This is a genomic window from Saccharopolyspora aridisoli (assembly GCF_004348445.1).
Lineage (GTDB): Bacteria > Actinomycetota > Actinomycetes > Mycobacteriales > Pseudonocardiaceae > Saccharopolyspora > Saccharopolyspora aridisoli.
This window is the reverse complement of the sequence record NZ_SMKV01000020.1, coordinates 83,447-100,690: the sequence shown is the minus strand read 5'-3', so window position 1 is coordinate 100,690 and position 17,244 is coordinate 83,447. Positions and strand designations below refer to the sequence as shown.

At 69.9% G+C, this 17,244-nt stretch carries 20 protein-coding genes; 13 read left to right on the top strand and 7 right to left on the bottom strand.

Annotation, left to right across the window (positions count from 1 at the left end; translation table 11 throughout):
- Nucleotides 1–24: 24 nt before the first annotated feature.
- The 3 genes from E1161_RS17330 to E1161_RS17320 all read left to right on the top strand — a co-directional run bounded on the left by E1161_RS17330 (nt 25) and on the right by E1161_RS17320 (nt 1,812).
- On the top strand, nt 25–480 hold the full coding sequence (locus E1161_RS17330) for a (2Fe-2S)-binding protein (RefSeq protein ID WP_132624508.1): 456 nt from the start codon (nt 25–27) through the stop codon (nt 478–480).
- Nucleotides 481–766: 286 nt separating this feature from the next.
- Nucleotides 767–1,333: a superoxide dismutase family protein gene (locus E1161_RS17325; RefSeq protein ID WP_132624506.1), complete on the top strand. Its 567-nt coding sequence runs from the start codon at nt 767–769 to the stop codon at nt 1,331–1,333.
- Nucleotides 1,334–1,353: 20 nt separating this feature from the next.
- Nucleotides 1,354–1,812 carry a copper resistance CopC family protein gene (locus E1161_RS17320; protein WP_165939839.1) on the top strand — a complete coding sequence of 153 codons (459 nt, stop codon included), beginning with the start codon at nt 1,354–1,356 and terminating at the stop codon, nt 1,810–1,812.
- Between the two features lie 64 nt (nt 1,813–1,876).
- Here the strand turns inward: E1161_RS17320 and E1161_RS17315 are convergent, their stop codons facing one another.
- Both E1161_RS17315 and E1161_RS17310 read right to left on the bottom strand, forming a co-directional pair.
- On the bottom strand, nt 1,877–2,998 hold the full coding sequence (locus tag E1161_RS17315; RefSeq protein WP_132624502.1) for a glycerate kinase: 1,122 nt from the start codon (nt 2,996–2,998) through the stop codon (nt 1,877–1,879).
- Between the two features lie 17 nt (nt 2,999–3,015).
- A complete protein-coding gene (locus E1161_RS17310) occupies nt 3,016–3,816 on the bottom strand; it encodes a hydroxypyruvate isomerase family protein (RefSeq protein WP_132624500.1) in 801 nt (266 codons plus the stop codon).
- A 64-nt stretch (nt 3,817–3,880) separates the two neighbouring features.
- Here E1161_RS17310 and E1161_RS17305 point away from each other — a divergent pair, with 64 nt between their 5' ends.
- From E1161_RS17305 to E1161_RS17270, 9 genes are all read left to right on the top strand, one after another.
- On the top strand, nt 3,881–4,129 hold the full coding sequence (locus tag E1161_RS17305) for a thiamine-binding protein (RefSeq protein ID WP_132624498.1): 249 nt from the start codon (nt 3,881–3,883) through the stop codon (nt 4,127–4,129).
- Between the two features lie 10 nt (nt 4,130–4,139).
- On the top strand, nt 4,140–4,502 hold the full coding sequence (locus E1161_RS17300) for a helix-turn-helix domain-containing protein (protein WP_132624496.1): 363 nt from the start codon (nt 4,140–4,142) through the stop codon (nt 4,500–4,502).
- A 171-nt stretch (nt 4,503–4,673) separates the two neighbouring features.
- Nucleotides 4,674–5,174: a 2-oxo-4-hydroxy-4-carboxy-5-ureidoimidazoline decarboxylase gene (uraD, locus tag E1161_RS17295; protein WP_132624494.1), complete on the top strand. Its 501-nt coding sequence runs from the start codon at nt 4,674–4,676 to the stop codon at nt 5,172–5,174.
- Entirely contained in the window at nt 5,171–5,515 is a 345-nt protein-coding gene (uraH, locus tag E1161_RS17290) for a hydroxyisourate hydrolase (protein ID WP_132624492.1), read from the top strand. Before uraD ends, uraH begins: the two co-directional genes overlap by 4 nt.
- 3 nt (nt 5,516–5,518) lie before the next feature.
- Nucleotides 5,519–6,409 carry a factor-independent urate hydroxylase gene (gene pucL, locus E1161_RS17285; protein ID WP_132624490.1) on the top strand — a complete coding sequence of 297 codons (891 nt, stop codon included), beginning with the start codon at nt 5,519–5,521 and terminating at the stop codon, nt 6,407–6,409.
- A gap of 264 nt (nt 6,410–6,673) precedes the next feature.
- On the top strand, nt 6,674–8,005 hold the full coding sequence (locus E1161_RS17280; protein WP_165939838.1) for a nucleobase:cation symporter-2 family protein: 1,332 nt from the start codon (nt 6,674–6,676) through the stop codon (nt 8,003–8,005).
- 175 nt (nt 8,006–8,180) lie between these two features.
- Nucleotides 8,181–9,236, top strand: coding sequence for a S8 family serine peptidase (locus tag E1161_RS17275; protein WP_132624488.1), 1,056 nt, complete (start codon nt 8,181–8,183; stop codon nt 9,234–9,236).
- A gap of 196 nt (nt 9,237–9,432) precedes the next feature.
- Nucleotides 9,433–9,651: a hypothetical protein gene (locus E1161_RS27260; protein ID WP_165939837.1), complete on the top strand. Its 219-nt coding sequence runs from the start codon at nt 9,433–9,435 to the stop codon at nt 9,649–9,651.
- 8 nt (nt 9,652–9,659) lie between these two features.
- Entirely contained in the window at nt 9,660–10,574 is a 915-nt protein-coding gene (locus tag E1161_RS17270) for a serine/threonine-protein kinase (RefSeq protein ID WP_132624486.1), read from the top strand.
- 110 nt (nt 10,575–10,684) lie between these two features.
- Here E1161_RS17270 and E1161_RS17265 read toward each other — a convergent pair whose 3' ends face one another.
- From E1161_RS17265 to aceB, 5 genes are all read right to left on the bottom strand, one after another.
- Complete coding sequence (locus tag E1161_RS17265) at nt 10,685–11,002, bottom strand: hypothetical protein (protein ID WP_132624484.1); 318 nt, start codon at nt 11,000–11,002, stop codon at nt 10,685–10,687.
- Nucleotides 11,003–11,085: 83 nt separating this feature from the next.
- Nucleotides 11,086–12,135 (bottom strand): alcohol dehydrogenase catalytic domain-containing protein, encoded by a 1,050-nt coding sequence (locus E1161_RS17260; RefSeq protein ID WP_207920280.1) that lies wholly within the window; start codon nt 12,133–12,135, stop codon nt 11,086–11,088.
- Between the two features lie 166 nt (nt 12,136–12,301).
- The gene (locus E1161_RS17255) at nt 12,302–13,003 is read right to left on the bottom strand and encodes a PP2C family protein-serine/threonine phosphatase (RefSeq protein ID WP_132624480.1); all 702 of its coding nucleotides are present in this window, start codon (nt 13,001–13,003) and stop codon (nt 12,302–12,304) included.
- 342 nt (nt 13,004–13,345) lie between these two features.
- Nucleotides 13,346–14,530 carry a DUF6986 family protein gene (locus E1161_RS17250; RefSeq protein ID WP_408011991.1) on the bottom strand — a complete coding sequence of 395 codons (1,185 nt, stop codon included), beginning with the start codon at nt 14,528–14,530 and terminating at the stop codon, nt 13,346–13,348.
- Nucleotides 14,531–14,654: 124 nt separating this feature from the next.
- Nucleotides 14,655–16,241, bottom strand: coding sequence for a malate synthase A (gene aceB / locus E1161_RS17245; protein ID WP_132624476.1), 1,587 nt, complete (start codon nt 16,239–16,241; stop codon nt 14,655–14,657).
- Nucleotides 16,242–16,469: 228 nt separating this feature from the next.
- On the opposite strand from aceB, the gene E1161_RS17240 reads away from it, so the two are divergent.
- Nucleotides 16,470–17,243 (top strand): IclR family transcriptional regulator, encoded by a 774-nt coding sequence (locus E1161_RS17240; protein ID WP_132624474.1) that lies wholly within the window; start codon nt 16,470–16,472, stop codon nt 17,241–17,243.
- Nucleotide 17,244: the final 1 nt, after the last annotated feature.

The window sequence follows — 17,244 nt, the reverse complement described above, 5'->3', positions numbered from 1 at the left end:
CCCGCTAAGGAGTCCCCGAGCGACATGCCCAAGTACGAGTTCACCGTCAACGGCAAGGACGTCGAGGTCGACGTCCCCGCGGAGATGCCCCTGCTGTGGGTGCTGCGCGACGAGCTGCGCATCACCGGTCCCAAGTACGGCTGCGGTGTGGGCGTCTGCCGCGCCTGCACCTGCCTGCAGGACGACGAGGCCGTCCAGACCTGCATGGTCAAGGCCGAGGACGCCGACGGCACCGAGATCACCACGATCGAGGGGCTGGCCGACGACGACGAGCTGCACCCGGTGCAGCAGGCGTGGTTGGACCGGGACGTCGCGCAGTGCGGCTTCTGCCAGCCCGGCCAGATCATGCAGGCGGTCGCGCTGATCAACGAGAACAGCGAACCGACCGACGCCGACATCGACAAGATCGAGAACGTCTGCCGCTGCGGCACCTACGGCCGGATCCGCCAGGCCATCAAGCAGGCCGCCGAGAACATGTGAGCTGTGTGGCCGGGCGGGCACCCTCCGCCCGGCCACACAGCTCTCGCGAAGGATCGAACCGAGGTCCGCCTCGATGTGCGAGCAAGCGGCGCATCCGCGAGCCGTTCGAACCACCTGATCAGCTCGCACCGCCGCGGGTTCTGGCACGTCTCCTGGCGAGTACGCTGCGACGCCGTGCATCGGCGCACATCAGGAGTGGCGCACCTGGTCCAGGAGGCTCACCGGGCCCCGCCACCCGCACCGCTGAGCAGAACGAGCACAGGTAACAAGAGAAGTTGATGAGGGCATGACACTTCGCAAGTCTTTCGCCGCCGGGCTGGTCGTCGCCTGCGCGGTCCTCTCCGCGTGCGGCGGTGGTTCGTCGGAGGACCACAGCACGCACATGCAGCACGGCGGCGGTGATCACGCCGGTGGCGGCATGCAGATGAACATGGGCGACGCCAACGCCACGCCTGCCAAGGACGTCCAAGGCGCCCAGCTGCGCACCAACGCGTTCACGCTGCTGCCCACTCGTGCGCCGGGCACCGACCAGGCCGCGGGCACCGCGTGGCTGGCGATCCACCCGGGCGGCACGACGGTCACGCTGGAGATGACCGGTCTGGCGCCGAACGGCAAGTACATGGCCCACGTGCACGCCAAGCCGTGCGCGGAGGAAGCCGGCGGTGAGCACTTCAAGTTCGACCCCGCCGGGTCGGAGATGCCGCCCAACGAGATCCACCTGGCGTTCACCGCTGACGCCACCGGTCGCGGCTTCATGACCGCCGAGAACGACAAGCCGGCCGAGGCCGCCAAGTCGCTCGTGGTCCACCCGGCCGAGTTCACCGACAACCGAATCGCATGCGCCAACCTCTGAGAACCACCGTCGGTGCGGTCGTGAGCGCGCTGCTGGTCCTGCTGGGCGCGGGCACCGCGTTCGCGCACAGCGGGCTCAACTCCGCTTCCCCCGGCCCAGGTGAAACCGCCCAGGCCGGGGTGGACCGCATCGAGATGGACTTCGCAGGAGCCCTGGACGAGTCGAAGCCGCCTCGGATCGAGGTGAAGGACCCCTCGGGAGCCGATCACGTCTCGGGTGAGGCGGACGTCGACGGCAACCACGTGACCGTCCGCATCGAAGCGCTGAAACCCGGTCTGCACACGGTGAAGTACCAGACGGTCTTCGACGACGGCCACGCCACCGAGGGCGGCTTCTACCTCAACGTCGCCCCGGCTCCGCCGGGTGAGTCCGGCAGCGGCAGCTACGTGCTCTGGTTGAGCATCGGTGGTGGCGCGGTGATCGTCGTGCTGCTGATCGCGGTGGTCGCCCTGATCCCGCGAAGGTCCGAGTCGGAGTAGCACCAGCGCATCGAGAACGGCCCCTCCCGGGTTCACCGGGAGGGGCCGTTCTCGATCCGGCGGCTCAGAGGTGGTTCTCGGCCAACGTCGCGGCGAGGTCGGTCAGGATGGGGGCCGGGTCGGCCATGCAGCGCTGCGGGTCGGGTTCGACGTCGAGGAGGGCGTAGGCCGCGTCGATGCCCGCCGCCGCCAGCCGCTCCTGGGTGAGGTCGCAGCGGCCCGCGATGGCGATGACCGGGATCCCCGCTCCGATGGCGCGATCCGCGACCCCGGCCGGGGCCTTGCCGTGCAGGGTCTGCTCGTCCAGCGCGCCTTCGCCGGTGATGACCAGACCCGCGCCGTCGAGCTGGCTGTGGAAGTCGACGAGGTCGAGGACGACGTCCACGCCGGGCCGCATCGTCGCGCCAAGCGCCGCCAGAGCGGCGAAACCGACTCCGCCCGCCGCGCCCGCGCCGGGCTGCTCGGCGACGTCCCGTCCACCTGCGGCCCGCATGGCCCGCGCGTACCGGGCCAGAGCGACGTCGAGGAGCTCCACCTGCTCGGGGTTCGCGCCCTTCTGCGGGCCGTAGACGTGGGCGGCGCCGTTCGGTCCGGTGAGCGGATTGTTCACATCGGAGGCGAGGACCAGTTCGACCTCACCGATCCTGGGATCCAGCCCGGACAGGTCGATCTCACCGACGTTGGCCAGCGGTCCGCCACCGGGTGCGACCGGATTTCCGCTCGTGTCCAGGATTCTCGCGCCGAGGACGGTGAGCAGCCCGGCACCGCCGTCGGTGCAGGCGCTGCCGCCGACACCGAGCACGATCCGCTGGGCGCCGGTGCTCAGCGCCGCCAGCAGCGCCTCGCCGGTCCCGTCGCTGGAGGCGCCGAGTGCGTCCAGGTCATCGGGGTCGAGCAACGCGAGGCCGGAGGCGGAGGCGAGTTCGACGACGGCGGTCTCCCCGTCGTAGGCGATCTCGGTGTCCACCGGGTACCCGGTGGGGCCGCTGACCGGCACGGTCATCCGGGCGTACCCGGCGGCCAGCGCGGCGTCCACGGTGCCGTCACCGCCGTCGGCGACGGGGGCGAGCCGCAGCTCCACGTCGGGCCGCGCCTGGCGCAGCCCGGCGGCGACCGCCTCGGCCACTTCCGGTGCCGTGAGAGTGCCTTTGAACTTGTCCGGTGCGATGAGGACGGGACCGGGCAACGTGACGCCTCCTTGGTTCAGCTCGCCATCCAGCCGAAGGATTCGGCGCTGGCGCCGCTGGGTTCGTATTCGAGTCCGATGTGGCCGGTGTAGCCGACCTCGTCGAGCCGGCTGAAGTAGTGCGTGAAGTCGATCGATCCGGTGCCGGGTTCCCCGCGTCCCGGCGAGTCGGCGATCTGCACGTGCCCGATCGCTCCCGGGCGTTGGTCGAGCACCGAGTTCGGGTCGTCACCGTTGGTGACCAGGTGGTACAGGTCGAGCAGCAGGTGGACGTCGTCCACCTCACCGGCCTCGCGCACCCGGTCGACGACGGCGAGCCCGTCGGCGGCGGTCCGCAGCGGGTAGTTCGGGATCCCGCTGACCGGCTCGATGAGAACGGTACCGCCGATCCGGGCGACGCCGCGGGCGGCGCGCACCAGGCTCTCGGTGGCGGCCTCGTCCTGGGCGCGCGGGTCCACGCCGTCGATGCGGTTGCCGTAGAGCGCGTTGAACGCGCGGCAACCGAGGCGCTCGCCGATCTCGCAGAGCACGTCGATGTTGGCCGCGAACTGCCCGGCCCGGTCCGGATCGGACAGCACTCCTCGCTCACCCGCGGCCAGGTCGCCGCCGTAGAAGTTCAGTCCTACCAGCGACACACCGGCGTCGTCGATGGCCCGGATGAACTTCTCCACGTCGGCTTCGGCGGGCACGGCGGCCTCGAACGGCCACCAGAACTCGACGCGGTCGAACCCCGCCGCCTTGGCCGCGGCCGGTCGTTCCAACAGATCCAGCTCGGTGAACAGGATCGACAGATTGACGTCGAATCGGTCGGTCTTCATCGGCTTCCCGTCTGGGTCGTGGTTGCACGCGGACGCTACCGTCTCGGTCAGGGAGGTCGGTCCGATGATGCTGCGCGCAGAGTTCACCACGGAACCGTTCGAGGGCGAGGGCGAGCCACCGGCGCACGCGCTGGCGGCGCGGGACTGCCTGCTGGCGGCGGGTCTGGATCCGGACTTCGGCCCACTGGGCACGGCGATCAGCGGCGACCGCGAGCAGCTGCTGCCCGCGCTGGCGGAGGTGCTGGACGAAGCGCTGGCGGCGGGGGCGAACCGGATCACCCTGCAGGTCACCGCTGAGGACGACCGGGTCTAGGCTGGTCACGATGCATCCGCTGGCCAACGCGATCGCCCCGCTGCTGGAACACATCGGGGCCACTGCCGTGCCCGTGGACCAGCGGGAACCGGGCGACATCGTGCTGAACTGGGAAGGTTCTCCGGCGGTCGCCGTGCGCGTGCCGGGCCAGGAGCTCACCAGCGCCCTGGACCGCCTCATACGCGAGGTGGAGACCGAGCTCGGCGCGAGGCTGCCCGACCTGCCCCGCCCGGAGAAGCAGAAGGCCGTCCGGCTGCTCGAGGAGCGCGGCGCGTTCAGCATGCGCAAGTCGGTCGAGACCGTCGCCAAGGCCCTCGGCGTCAGCCGCTTCACGGTGTACAACTACCTCAACCGCGACCAGGCGCGGAACTGACCCACGCCTGCCTGCCACCCTTCCAGGACCCTGCCGACCTGGCCTTTTCAACAAACTGTTGACACCCCGTCGGGGTGGTCGTAGCTTTTTGCGCACCGGACCGGACCTGCGGTCACCGAGCTCTCTCGGCACGATCGAGCCGGCATGTGAACCACTTCAGCGGAGAAGCGCATGGCTACCACCACCGGTGTGCGACGGCTCAACGAATCACCTCGGGCCGAACTCATCGACAGGCTGCTGAACTGCCTGGACATCACCCGATGGGCGGCCGACATCGCCGATGCGCGCCCCTTCGCCGACGCCGAGGCCGTGCAGCGGAGCGCCGCGAACGCCGCCCCGGACCTCACCGACACCGAGATCTTCCGAGCCCTGGCCGCTCACCCCCGCATCGGTGAACGACCCGCCGATACCGGCCGCGGCGCCGAGTTCTCCCGCCGCGAGCAGGCCGGGGTCGGCGAGGACCTCGCCGAGGAGCTCCGGGCCGCCAACCTGGAGTACGAACGCCGCTTCGGGCACGTCTACCTGGTGTGCGCCAGCGGTCGCAGCGGCGAGGAGCTCCTGAAAATCCTCCGCTCCCGGCTCGACAACAAGCCCGACGACGAGCTGCGCATCGTCGACTCCGAACTCCGCAAGATCGCCGCACTGCGGCTGGCGAAAGTGATCGAACCATGAGCGCTGTGACCACCCACGTCCTCGACGCCGCCCAGGGCGAGCCCGCCGCAGGCGTCGCCGTCCGACTGGAGACCGCCGACGGGAAGCCCCTGCCGGGCGGAACCCAGTCGGCGACCGGCCGGACCGACGCCGACGGCCGCTGCCGCGACCTCGGCCCAGACCGCCTCGACGCGGGCGACTACCGGCTGACCTTCGACACCGGCGCGTACTTCGACCAGCGGAGCACCGCCACGTTCTACCCGGAGGTGTCCATCACCTTCCGGATCACCGACCCCGAGCAGCACCACCACGTCCCCCTGCTGCTGAGCCCGTTCGCCTACTCAACCTACCGAGGGAGCTGAATCATGGGCATCTCCATGGGCCCGAACCAGTACGGCAAGGCCGAGGTCCGCATCGTCACCGTGGACCGCTCGACGCCGCGCCACTCCATCAAGGACCTCAACGTCAGCACCTCGCTGCGCGGCGACCTCGACGAGGTGCACCTGTCCGGCGACAACGCGAGGGTGCTGCCGACCGACACGCAGAAGAACACCGTCTACGCCTTCGCCAAGCAGCAGCAGATCGGTGAGATCGAGGACTTCGCGCTGCGTCTGGGCAGGCACTTCGTGTCCTCCGCCGAGGGCATCAACGGCGCGCGAATCCTCATCGACGAGTACGGCTGGCAGCGGATCCCCGTCGAGGGCACCGGTCACGACCACTCGTTCTCCCGGGCGAGCGACGAGAAGCGCACGACCGCGGTCACCATCGACGGCGACCAGGCGCACGTGGTCTCGGGCTTGAAGGACCTGGTGGTGCTCAAGTCGACCGGCTCGGAGTTCTGGGGCTACCCGAAGGACCGGTACACGACGCTGCCCGAGACCACCGACCGGATCCTGGCCACCGCGGTCACCGCCCGCTGGCGCTACCTGCACACCGACGTGGACTGGACCAAGAGCTTCGAGTCCGTGCGTGCCACGATGCTGGAAGCATTCGCCACCACGCACAGCCTCGCCCTGCAGCAGAGCCTCTACGAGATGGGCAAGGCCGCGCTGGAAGCGCACCCGGAGCTGGCCGAGGTCCGGCTCTCGCTGCCGAACAAGCACCACTTCCTCGTCGACCTGTCCCCGTTCGGGCTGGAGAACGACAACGAGGTCTTCTTCGCCGCCGACCGCCCCTACGGCCTCATCGAGGGCGTCGTCCGCCGCGACGACGTCGATGACGCGCCGATGGCCTGGTACAGCACCGCGGAGTTCTGAGAACTCTCCGCTGACGGACTCGTCCTGCACGGCGGTGCGGGCCACGAGCACCGTGCTCACGACTCGCGGCCACGCCGCTCGTTCAACGCGAGTCCGACGAAATCCCCTGAAGGTGAAGGCGTTCCTGGCGGTACGCCCGGTCCGTCCTGCCCAGAAGTCCATCGTGGACCGCAATAGCGTTGCAACACAACGAAAACCGGGAAAGAACAACTCGTGCCGATAGTGACGTGACGATGTAGCCCTGCGGGTTTGGGAGCGAAGAACATGGCCACAACCGACAGCACCACGCACCCGTGCGACGAGGTGCTACCGACCACCCGGATGATCGCCTTCGGCATCCAGCACGTCGCGGCGATGTACGCCGGAGTCGTGGCACCACCGCTGATCGTCGGCGAGGCCATCGGGCTGCCACCGCTGCAGATGACGTTGCTGATCGGCGCGAGCCTGTTCACCGCAGGCCTGGCCACCGCCCTGCAGGCGCTGGGGGTGTGGAAGATCGGCGCCCGGATGCCGTTCGTCAACGGTGTGACGTTCGGGTCCGTGGCGCCGATCCTCGCCATCGTCGCCCAGCAGAGCGGATCGCAGAACCCGCTGTCGGTGGTCTACGGCTCGGTGCTCATCGCCGGAGTGCTGGCCTTCCTCGCCGCGCCGTACTTCTCCCGGCTGGTGCGGTTCTTCCCGCCGGTGGTCAACGGCACCGTGATCACCCTGATCGGGCTGTCATTGATGCCCGTGGCGATCAAGTGGATCGCCGGGCAGGACAGCGAAGCCCCCGACTACGCGGCACCGCAGAAGATCCTGCTCGGCGCGGTCACCTTCGTGCTGGTGCTGCTGCTCAACCGCTTCCTCACCGGTTTCCTGAACCGGATCGCGCTGCTCATCGGCCTGCTCGCGGGCAGTCTCGTCGCCTGGCCGATGGGCCTGGTCGACACCTCGACCTTCGAGTCGGCACCGCTGTTCAACCTCCCGGTGCCCTTCGAGCTCGGAACGCCGACGTTCAGCCTCACCGCCACGCTGTCCATCTGCATCGTGATGCTGGTGGCGATGATGGAGAGCACCGCCGACATGATCGCGCTCGGCGAGATCGTCGACCGTCCCGCCGACGAGAAGACCATCGCCGCCGGCCTCCGGGCCGACGGCGCGGGCAGCGCCATCTCGGCGATCTTCGGCGGATTCACCTGCAGCGCGTTCGCGCAGAACATCGGCCTGGTCGCGCTGACCGGCGTGCGCAGCCGGTTCGTGGTCGCCACCGGCGGCGGCGTGCTGGTGCTGCTGGGCCTGTTCCCGGTGGCCGGCGCCGTGGTCTCACTGGTGCCGCAGCCGGTGCTCGGCGGCGCCGCGCTGGTGCTGTTCGGGTCGGTGGCCACCAGCGGCATCCGCACCCTGAGCACGGCCGGGCTCGGCGACCCGCACAACGCGCTGATCGTGGCCGGAGCGCTCGGCATCGGGCTGATCCCGGTCGTGACGCCCTCGTTCTACGACCACTTCCCCGAGGCGATGCGCACCGTTCTCGACTCCGGGATCAGCACCGGTTGCATCGCGGCTCTGCTGCTGAACCTGCTGTTCGGCAAGCGGCGCGAACCGCGCATGCCGTGAGTGCGGGAAAGCGACCGCTCCTCATGAGGATCACCTAATCGGACAGATCGCCTCCGCATTGCTCCAGCCGAAGCAACTTGCCCCCGTGAACGGTCCAATCACAGTTGCGAGTGAAACTATTCGCCGACCGGCTCGTTGATCCGCCAAATGCCGAGCCAACCCAATGGGAGTCGCAATGCGCATGCGGACCCTGGTCACCGCGAGCCTGGTCGGCTTATCGCTGGTGGCAACGCAAGCGAGCGCCGGTGCAGCCGCCGGTGACCCGCTCATAGAGAAGCAGTGGGGCTTGCAGCAACTGCACGCGCCAGAAGCCTGGGCCAGCAGCACGGGTGCCGGGCAGACCATCGCCGTCGTGGACACCGGCGTTGACCTCGGACATCCCGAGTTCAGCGGGAGGCTGGTCCCCGGCGCCACCTTCGCCTGCGGCGGAGCACCGGGGCCGTGCGGCAACGGTGACTGGACCGGTCCCGACGGCGTCGGCCAAGAATCCGACGTCCACGGCACGCACGTCGCCGGGATCGCGGCCGCCGCCGCGGGCAACGGCGTCGGCATCGCCGGCGTCGCGCCGAACGCCGAGATCATGCCGATCAAGGCGCTGGAGAACGGCTCGGGCACGTTCGAGGAGATCGGGGCGGGTGTTCGCTACGCCGCCGATCACGGCGCGAACGTCATCAACCTGAGCCTGGGCGCCCAGCCCGGCACCCAGGTCCTGACCCTGTTGGGCCTGCAGTCGGCCACCAAGGACGCCATCGCCTACGCCCGTGAGAAGGGTGTCGTCGTGGTGGCATCGGCGGGCAACGAGACCGCGCCGCTGTGCGACACCCCGTCCTGGGAGGCGGGCGCGCTGTGCGTCGCGGCGACCGACTCGAAGGAGATGCACGCGTTCTACTCCAACCTCGGCGTCAAGCTCAACATGCGGGCGGTTTCCGCCCCGGGCGGTTCGTCGCTGGAGGACTGCGACGCCGACGTGTGGTCCAGCGTTCCGCGCGGGATGGGCAAGCCGGAGTGCGGGCAGGCCGACTACGACTCCCTCGCCGGGACGTCGATGGCCGCCCCGCAGGTCGCCGGGGTCGCCGCGCTGCTGGGCGCGCAAGGACGTGACGCCGCCGGTATCGAGGACGCGCTGATCTCCACCGCGCGCACCCCGATCGCCGGCCTGCGCGGGGTGTACAACCCGGTGTACGGCTACGGCGTCGTCGACGCCGCGGCCGCCGTCGCGTCCCAGGGCTGAGGTCCGGGCTGGGCTGGAGTTCCCTCGACCGCGGCTGGTGATGGCATTCGCCATTACCAGCCGCGGTTCTTCATCCACTGCGTGATGCTCTTTTCATCCGAAACCGGTCGCATCGGCCACTCGATCTACGGAACAATGGTCTGATGGGCGGCCCCCCGTGTCGCCCGAATGATCACCGGCCTTTCGGGAGTGCGCAGTGGACCTTTCCAAGCTGTTCCAGATGGTGTCCCCGGCGAAGCAACACCATTCGCGCGGCAGCAGCGACCACCACCGCCGACACCGCGACAGCAGCGACCACCGCCGCCGCCGCGACAGCAGCAGCGACCACCGCCGCCGCCGGCACGACAGCAGCGACCACCGCCGCCGCCGCGACAGCAGCGACGACCACCGCCGCCGGCACCGCAGTCACAGCTGACCGCAGCGGTGTTGACCGATTCGTTGACCTCCTCCTACTACTACGGCGAACTGGAGCAGAGCTGGGGACCGCCCGGAGCGCCTCTGGCGCCCGGCGACACCCTCGCCTCCGGCTACCGGATCGTCGACCACCTGCGGCGCGGTAGCCGACTCGACGTCTACGACGTGTGGAGCGAGCAGCGGTCCTGCCGCTGCATCGCCAAGACGATCAGACCCGAGCGCGCCGCCGACGAACGCGCGATCGCCTGGCTCCGCAACGAGGGCGTGCTGCTGACCCAGCTCACCCACCCGCACATGCTGCGCGGCTACGAGATCGTGCGCACCGCCGAACCCGAGCGTCCGGCGGTGATCACAGAAACGCTGCCCGGGCACACCCTGAGCTACCTGATCGCCGAGCTCGGCAGGCTCCGCCCGCTCGACGCCGCGGTGCTCGGCATCCAGCTGTGCTCGGCGCTGCACTACCTTCACGGGCACGGCTGGGTGCACCTGGACGTGAAACCGTCCAACGTGGTCGAGATCGGTGGCCGCGCGGTGCTCCTGGACCTGAGCCTGGTGTGCCGGATCGGTGAGAAGAGCTCTGCGGGCACGTTCGACTACCTCTCGCCGGAACAGGCCAGGGGCGAGCGCATGTCGCCCGCCGCCGACGTCTGGGGCCTCGGGGTGACGCTGTACGAGGCGCTGTCGGGAACCACGCCGTGGGCGTCCGCCTCGCACCGCGAGCGCACCGAAGGCGGCAGCCGCCACTACCCGCAGCGCGACGAACGGGCCGCACCGCTGCGCACCCACCGGCGGCTGCCCGCCGCGCTCTCGCGCACCGTGGACGAGTGCTTGACTCCGGATCCCAAGTCCCGGCCGAGCATCGCCGACGTCTCCGCGAAGCTGGTCGCCTGGTCAGGCATGGACCCCCGCTCGGTCGGCGCCTAGGAAGGTCGTTCAGGAATTGCTTTGCTTCGCGCGGTGCCAGTCGCAGAACCTGAGCGGCGGTGCGAGCTGTCCCACACCTGGAAGAGCGGCTCCGCCGCGTCTCAGAAGCCTCAGCGGCGACGGCGGAAGGCGATCGCGCAGGCCACCACCGCTGTCGCCAGCGCGAGCTGGCCGCCCCGAACGATCCGGTTGACGTTCACCGCCGGATGCCAGGCGACCGTCCCGTCGGCGACGAGGGAGAACGCGCCGATCGCCCGCGCTCGCACTCCACCGCCGCCTCCGGTCTCGTCACTGCGTCCGCCCCAGCCCCCGCCGAGCTGCACCTCCCCGACGGGGACGAGCGTGGTGTCGCCCTGGCTGACGGGCTCACCGAAGATCTGGTGATCGCCCAGCTGGTCCTTGAGCGCGTCGAGCGCGTCCTGTTCCATCCCCGGTCCCTTCCACGACGTTCGAGCACAGTCTGCCGCGACCGCGGGATCGGTGGAGGACGGTTCGCCCGAAGGCCGCTGGATCAGAAGCGGATGATCTGGCGCATGGCCCGGCCGGAGGCCAGCTCGTCCATGGCGCGGTTGATGCCGTCGAGGCCGACGGTGCCGGAGACCAGCTCGTCGACGGGGAGCTTCCCGGCGCGCCAGAGCTCGGCGTACTCCGGGATGTCCCGCTGCGGCAGGCCAGTTCCCAGGAACGAGCCGATGATCGTGCGGGTTTCGCTGACCAGTGCGAGCGGCGAGATGCTGGCCCGCGCGTCGGGCGAGGGCAGGCCGACCGACACCGTTCGCCCGGCGGGTGCGGTCACCTGCACGGCGGTCTCGAACGCTCGGGCGTTGCCGCTGGCGTCGATCACCACGGAGCTGCGACTCCCGCTGTCGACGGCCTCGTCCGGCGAGAGCGCCGTGGTCGCACCCAGCTCCAGGCCGCGTTCGCGCTTGCTCTGGAGGGGGTCGACGACGGTGATGCTGCCTGCGCCGAGGGCCTTGGCGACCAGCACCGCGGCCACGCCGACACCGCCGATGCCGACGACCGTCACGTCCTCGCCGGGTTGCAGCGCGGCGGCGTTCTTCACCGCCCCACCGCCGGTGAGCACGGCGCAGCCGAGCAGCGCACCGATGTCCGGCGGCACGTCGTCAGGCACCGGGACCAGCGAGTGGCGGTCGACCACGGCGTGCGTTGCGAAGCCGGAAACCCCGCAGTGGTGGTGCACTTCGCGTCCGTCCCAGCTCAGACGGCGCTCACCGGACAGCAGGGTTCCGGCGCCGTTGGCGGCCCACCCGGGGGTGCACAGCCTCTTGCCGCCCGCTTGGCACGCATCGCACTCCTCGCAGCGCGGCACGAAGAACAGAACGACCCGCTGACCGGCTCGAACGCCGGTCACACCGGGGCCGACGCGCTCGACGCGGCCGCACGCCTCGTGCCCCAGCAGCATCGGGACCGGCCGCACCCTGTTCCCGTCCACAACGGACAGATCGGAGTGGCAGACCCCGGCGGCCTCCATCCGCACCAGCAGTTCGCCCGGACCGGGCTCATCGAGCTCGACCTCGGTCACCGCGAGCGGTCTCGTCATCTCCCACGGCCCCGAACGACCGCACTCCTGCAGCACCGCACCCCGAATTTCCACAACCCCATCCCCACACACCGAACCCGCCGGAGCAACCCCCCGCCCGCATCGCGGTCTTCTTGCTCGGCGGTGCGTGCAGGAGGCCTGAGCCGCTCGCCACTTCGACGTGCCCCTAGTGGACGTCGAGGACCAGGGCGGTGACGTTGTCGTCGGCGTCAGCGTCGAGAGCGGCTCCCACCAGCAGGTCGCAGATGCGCTGCGGGTCGGCGTCGGCGCCCAGCAGCTCCCGGATCTCGTCGTTCTCCAGGGCGTTGAACAGGCCGTCGGTGCACAGCAGCAGGCGGTCTTCGGCATCGGTGGACAGCTCGGCGTGGTCGATCTCGACCTCGGGTCCGACGCCGACGGCTCGGGTCAGCACGTGCCGGTGGGGGTGGTTGCGCGCGTCGTCGTCGCTGACCTCGCGGCTGCGCAGCAGCTCGGCCAGCACCGTGTGGTCGTCGGTGAGCTGCGCGAGCTCCCCGCCGCGCAACCGGTACAGCCGGGAGTCGCCGACGTTGACCGCGACAGCACCCGCGTCGGTGGTCATGGCCACGGCCACCAAGGTGGTGCCCATCGACGTTCCGTCGGCGTTGGACCTCAGCCACACGGCCTCGTTCGCCTCGCGGGCCGCGCCGAGCAGTCCGGCGACCGTGCGGTCGGCGGCGTAGGCGCTCTCCAGCGTGTCGAGGGCGAGCCTGCTGGCGACGTCGCCGTTGACGAATCCCCCGATGCCGTCAGCGACGGCGAACAGCCCTTCGGCGACGAGCATGGAGTCCTGGTTGTTGTCCCGTCCGCCGACGTGCGTCGCGGAGCCGGAAAGCAGAGTGCTGGTCACAGCGGTTCCTTCCTCGGAAGGTCCCCTGGCGTGGTGTCGGCGACAGGGCCGCGCGGGCGTCGGCCAGGGCTTTCCGACGCTCCTCCGAGGACTCCGCGAGCTCGCGGTCCCGGCGTTCTCACGGTTCGACGCGGAGATCGGCGAAGTAGTTCACGAAGTCGTCGACGCAGTCAACAACGCCCGGGGCGTTCGGTGGGGCAGATCGCTCCGCGAGTCGGGCAGTTCTGGTCCGAACTGACCGGCCGATGAGGACTTCGACCGCGGGCGGTTCGCGGACCAGAGCTGCCCCCGTCCACCGCGAGGCTCTCGGCGCGACGCGCAGCGCCACGCCGAGAGCGCGGGTCAGAGGCGGCCGAGGGCTCGGAGGTCGGCTTCCGCGAGACCGGTGAGGCCCGTGACCTCGTCGGCATCGGTGGCGCCGTTGTCGAGCGCCCGGACGAAGGAGGCCGCCAGCGCGCGGGCCGTGGCCGGTTCGTCGAGGACCTCGGCGGAACCGGTGCCGGTGTAGGCCGCCAGCCGCGCCGCTTCGGCGGGTGCCGAGTCGCGGAAGGCCGCGAAGACCGCCGCGTAGCGGGTCACCAGCTGTGCGGGGTGCAGGTCCCAGCTCTGGTAGAAGCCGTGCGCCAGCGAGCGCCGCACCAGCTCGTAATGGGTCTGCCAGCCCTTGATGACCTGGTCGTCCACCGGCAGCACGTTGGTGGAGCCGTCGGAGAGGAACACCCCCGTGCCCGCTGCGGCCACCTGCATGGCGTGCCGCGCGTAGTCGCAGGCGCGGTGCGCGAGGTGCTGGTGGGCGGCGGTGAGACCGCAGGACGCCGTGTAGTCGTAGGTGCCGAAGTGCAGCCCGGTGACCCGGCCTGCCCCGGCGCGCAGGAAGCGCGGCAGCGCGAACCGGCCCTCGGAGTCCACGATGGACTGCGTGGTCTCCACCTGGACCTCGAAGCGCAGCGCGCCCTCACCGAGCCCGAACCGCTGCTCCAGCAGGCCCAGGACCTCCACGAACACCTCGACCTGCGCGACGTCGACGACCTTCGGGAAGGTCAGCACGAAGCCGTCCGGAACTCCGCCGGTCCGGGCCAGCAGCGCGGTGAGGAAGACGTCGAGCGTGCGCACCGAGCGTTCGCGCAGCTCGTGCGTGTCGTAGGACTTCACCCGCAGTCCGAAGTTAGCCGGGGCCACCCCGTCCCGCAGCCAGTCGGCCACGACACCGGCGGTGCGCACGGCGTCGGCGTCCTCGGCGTCGGCCCGGTAGCCGTCCTCGAAGTCGATCCGCAAGTCCTGCACGGGAGAACCGGCCAGCTTCGCCCGCACCCTGGGGTGCACGGCTTCGGCGATCTCCTGGGTCAGGCCCAGGACCTCGGCCAGCCGGGACGGAGTGGCAGCGTGCTCGTCGAGCGCCGCCAGCGCCTGGTCGGACCAGGACCGCAGCACGGTCGCGTCCACCCGGTCCGCAGGAACGTAGCAGGTGTGCACCGGTTGCAGGTCGGATCTGGCGCCGGGGTAGGTCCGAGCCACGTGATCGTCCACAGCGGATAAGCGCGCGAGTCGCCGAGCGACTTCAGCGGAGTCCAACGAGGTTTCAGCCACTTCCACCCTCCCAATAGACCAAAGCGGGGGTGCCGGAGTTCTCCGGCACCCCCGCGATGACGGATCAGTCGATCTGCTCGTAGGCGGGCAGCGTCAGGAAGTCGACGAAGTCGTCGGCCACCGCCACCTGCTCGAACAGCTCAACCGCGCGGGAGAGGTTCTCGGTCGGGAAACCGGATTCCCCGCGCAGCGCTTTCTCCGTGTCGGCCAGGACCTCCCGGACCAGTTCCAGGGTCACCGTCTGGCCGTCGGCCAGCTGCACGTTGTTGTGCAGCCACTGCCAGATCTGCGAACGCGAGATCTCGGCGGTCGCGGCGTCCTCCATCAGGTTGTGGATCGCCGCCGCGCCGTTGCCGCCGAGCCAGGACACGATGTAGCGCACGCCGACGTCCACCGCGCCGCGCAGACCCTGGATGGTCTTGTCACCGGGAGTCTCCGAGACGGCGAGCAGCTGGTCGGCGGTGACGCTGACGTCCTCGCGCTTGCGCTCGATCTGGTTCGGCTTGTCGCCGAGGACCGCGTCGAACTCCTCGAAGCAGATCGGCACCAGGCCCGGGTGCGCGACCCACGAACCGTCGAAACCGTCGCCCGCCTCGCGCTTCTTGTCGGCGTGGACCTTGTCCATCGCCGCCGCGTTGGAGTCGTCCTTGGTCGGGATGAACGCGGCCATTCCGCCGATGGCGAAGGCACCGCGCTTGTGGCAGGTGCTCACCAGCAGCTCGGTGTAGGCGCGCATGAACGGCGCGGTCATGGTCACCGCGTTGCGGTCCGGCAGGATGTACTTGTCGGAGTCGCGGAAGGTCTTGATGACGCTGAACAGGTAGTCCCAGCGACCGGCGTTGAGCCCCGCGGAGTGGTCGCGCAGCTCGTAGAGGATCTCCTCCATCTCGAACGCCGCCGGGTAGGTCTCGATCAGCACCGTGGCCCGCACCGAGCCGTGCGGGATGCCCAGCTCCTGCTGCGCGTGGGTGAACACGTCGTTCCACAGCCGCGCTTCGAGGTGGCTCTCCATCTTCGGCAGGTAGAAGTACGGGCCGCTGCCGCGGTTGATGAGCTCACGGGCGTTGTGGAAGAAGTGCAGGCCGAAGTCGACCAGCGCGGCCACGACCGGCTTGCCGTCGACCTCGATGTGCTTCTCGTCGAAGTGCCAGCCGCGCGGGCGCACCAGCGGCACAGCGTGGGTGACGTCGTCGCGCAGCGTGTAGGACTTGCCGCCCGGGATGTGCAGCTCGATCTGCTTGCGGACGAGGTCGTGGAGGTTGACCTGACCGGAGACGACGTTCTCCCAGTGCGGGGTGTTGGCGTCCTCGAGGTCGGCCAGCCAGATCTTCGCGCCCGAGTTCAGCGCGTTGATGGCCATCTTGCGGTCGGTCGGGCCGGTGATCTCCACGCGGCGGTCGGCGATGTCGGCCGGCGGCGCGGCGACCTGCCAGTCGCCCTCGCGGATGTGCTTGGTCTCCTCGAGGAAGTCCAGGCGGCCCTTCTCAGCGGCCTCCGCGCGACGCTGCTTGCGGCGTTCGAGCAGCTCATCGCGCCGCGCGCCGAAAGCGCGCTGCAGGCCCGCCACGAACTGCAGCGCCTCGGCGGTGAGGATCTCATCGCCGCGCTCGACGGCGCCGCCGAGGACCTTCACCCCTGCCGTTTCGGACATGAATCGTCCACCTCTTTCTGCTGCCGGATTTCAGACGGTGGCTGATGGCTCACCTTGCCGCGTGACGAGCCGGCGCGCACTCGCGAGCAGGTTCGTCACAAGCGAAGAACATCCTCAATGAAATTCTGCATCGTGGATGTTAGTTTCCACATAGCGTCGAAAGCAACATGAGCTGGCGCACGCACCACGAACTAGACTTCGACTGGATCCGGGAGAGGGAGTTCTGCGATGACCACTGGCCCACGGCGGGCGAACCAGGGCGGCGGGGTGCAGTCGGTCGAGCGCACCTTCGAGCTCCTGGAACTGATGGCCGATGCTGGCGGTGAGGTCGCGCTGTCCGAACTCGCGGAGCGGTCCGGACTGCCCTTGCCGACCATCCACCGCATCATCAGGACCTTGGTGAACAGCGGTTATGCCCGGCAGCAGCCCTCGCGGCGGTACGCGCTGGGACCGCGGCTGATCCGGTTCGGCGAGACCGCCAGCCGCGCGCTGGGCTCATGGGCGCGCCCGTACCTCGCGGAGCTGACCGAGGCCACCGGCGAGTCCGCGAACATGGCCGTGCTCGACGGCGCGCAGATCGTCTACGTCGCCCAGGTCCCCTCGCCGCACTCGATGCGGATGTTCACCGAGGTCGGACGCCGGGTCGACGCCCACGCCACGGCCGTGGGCAAGGCGGTCATGGCCACGATGCCCAGCGACGAGGTCACCCAGCTGCTGTCCCGCACGGCGATGAACCCGCAGACCGAGCGCACCATCACCGAAGTCGAGACGATGCACGAGGAGCTCGACCGCATCCGCAAGCAGGGCTACGCGATCGACGACGGCGAGCAGGAGGTCGGCGTCCGCTGCTACGCGGTGGCGGTCCCGGGCGCCCCGGCGGGCGCGGGCATCTCCATCTCAGGCCCCGAAGGCCGCATGACCCGGATCACCACCGACGAGGTCATCCCGCTCATGCAACGCCTCGCCAAGGACCTCTCCACGGAACTCAGCGCCACAGCCTGAC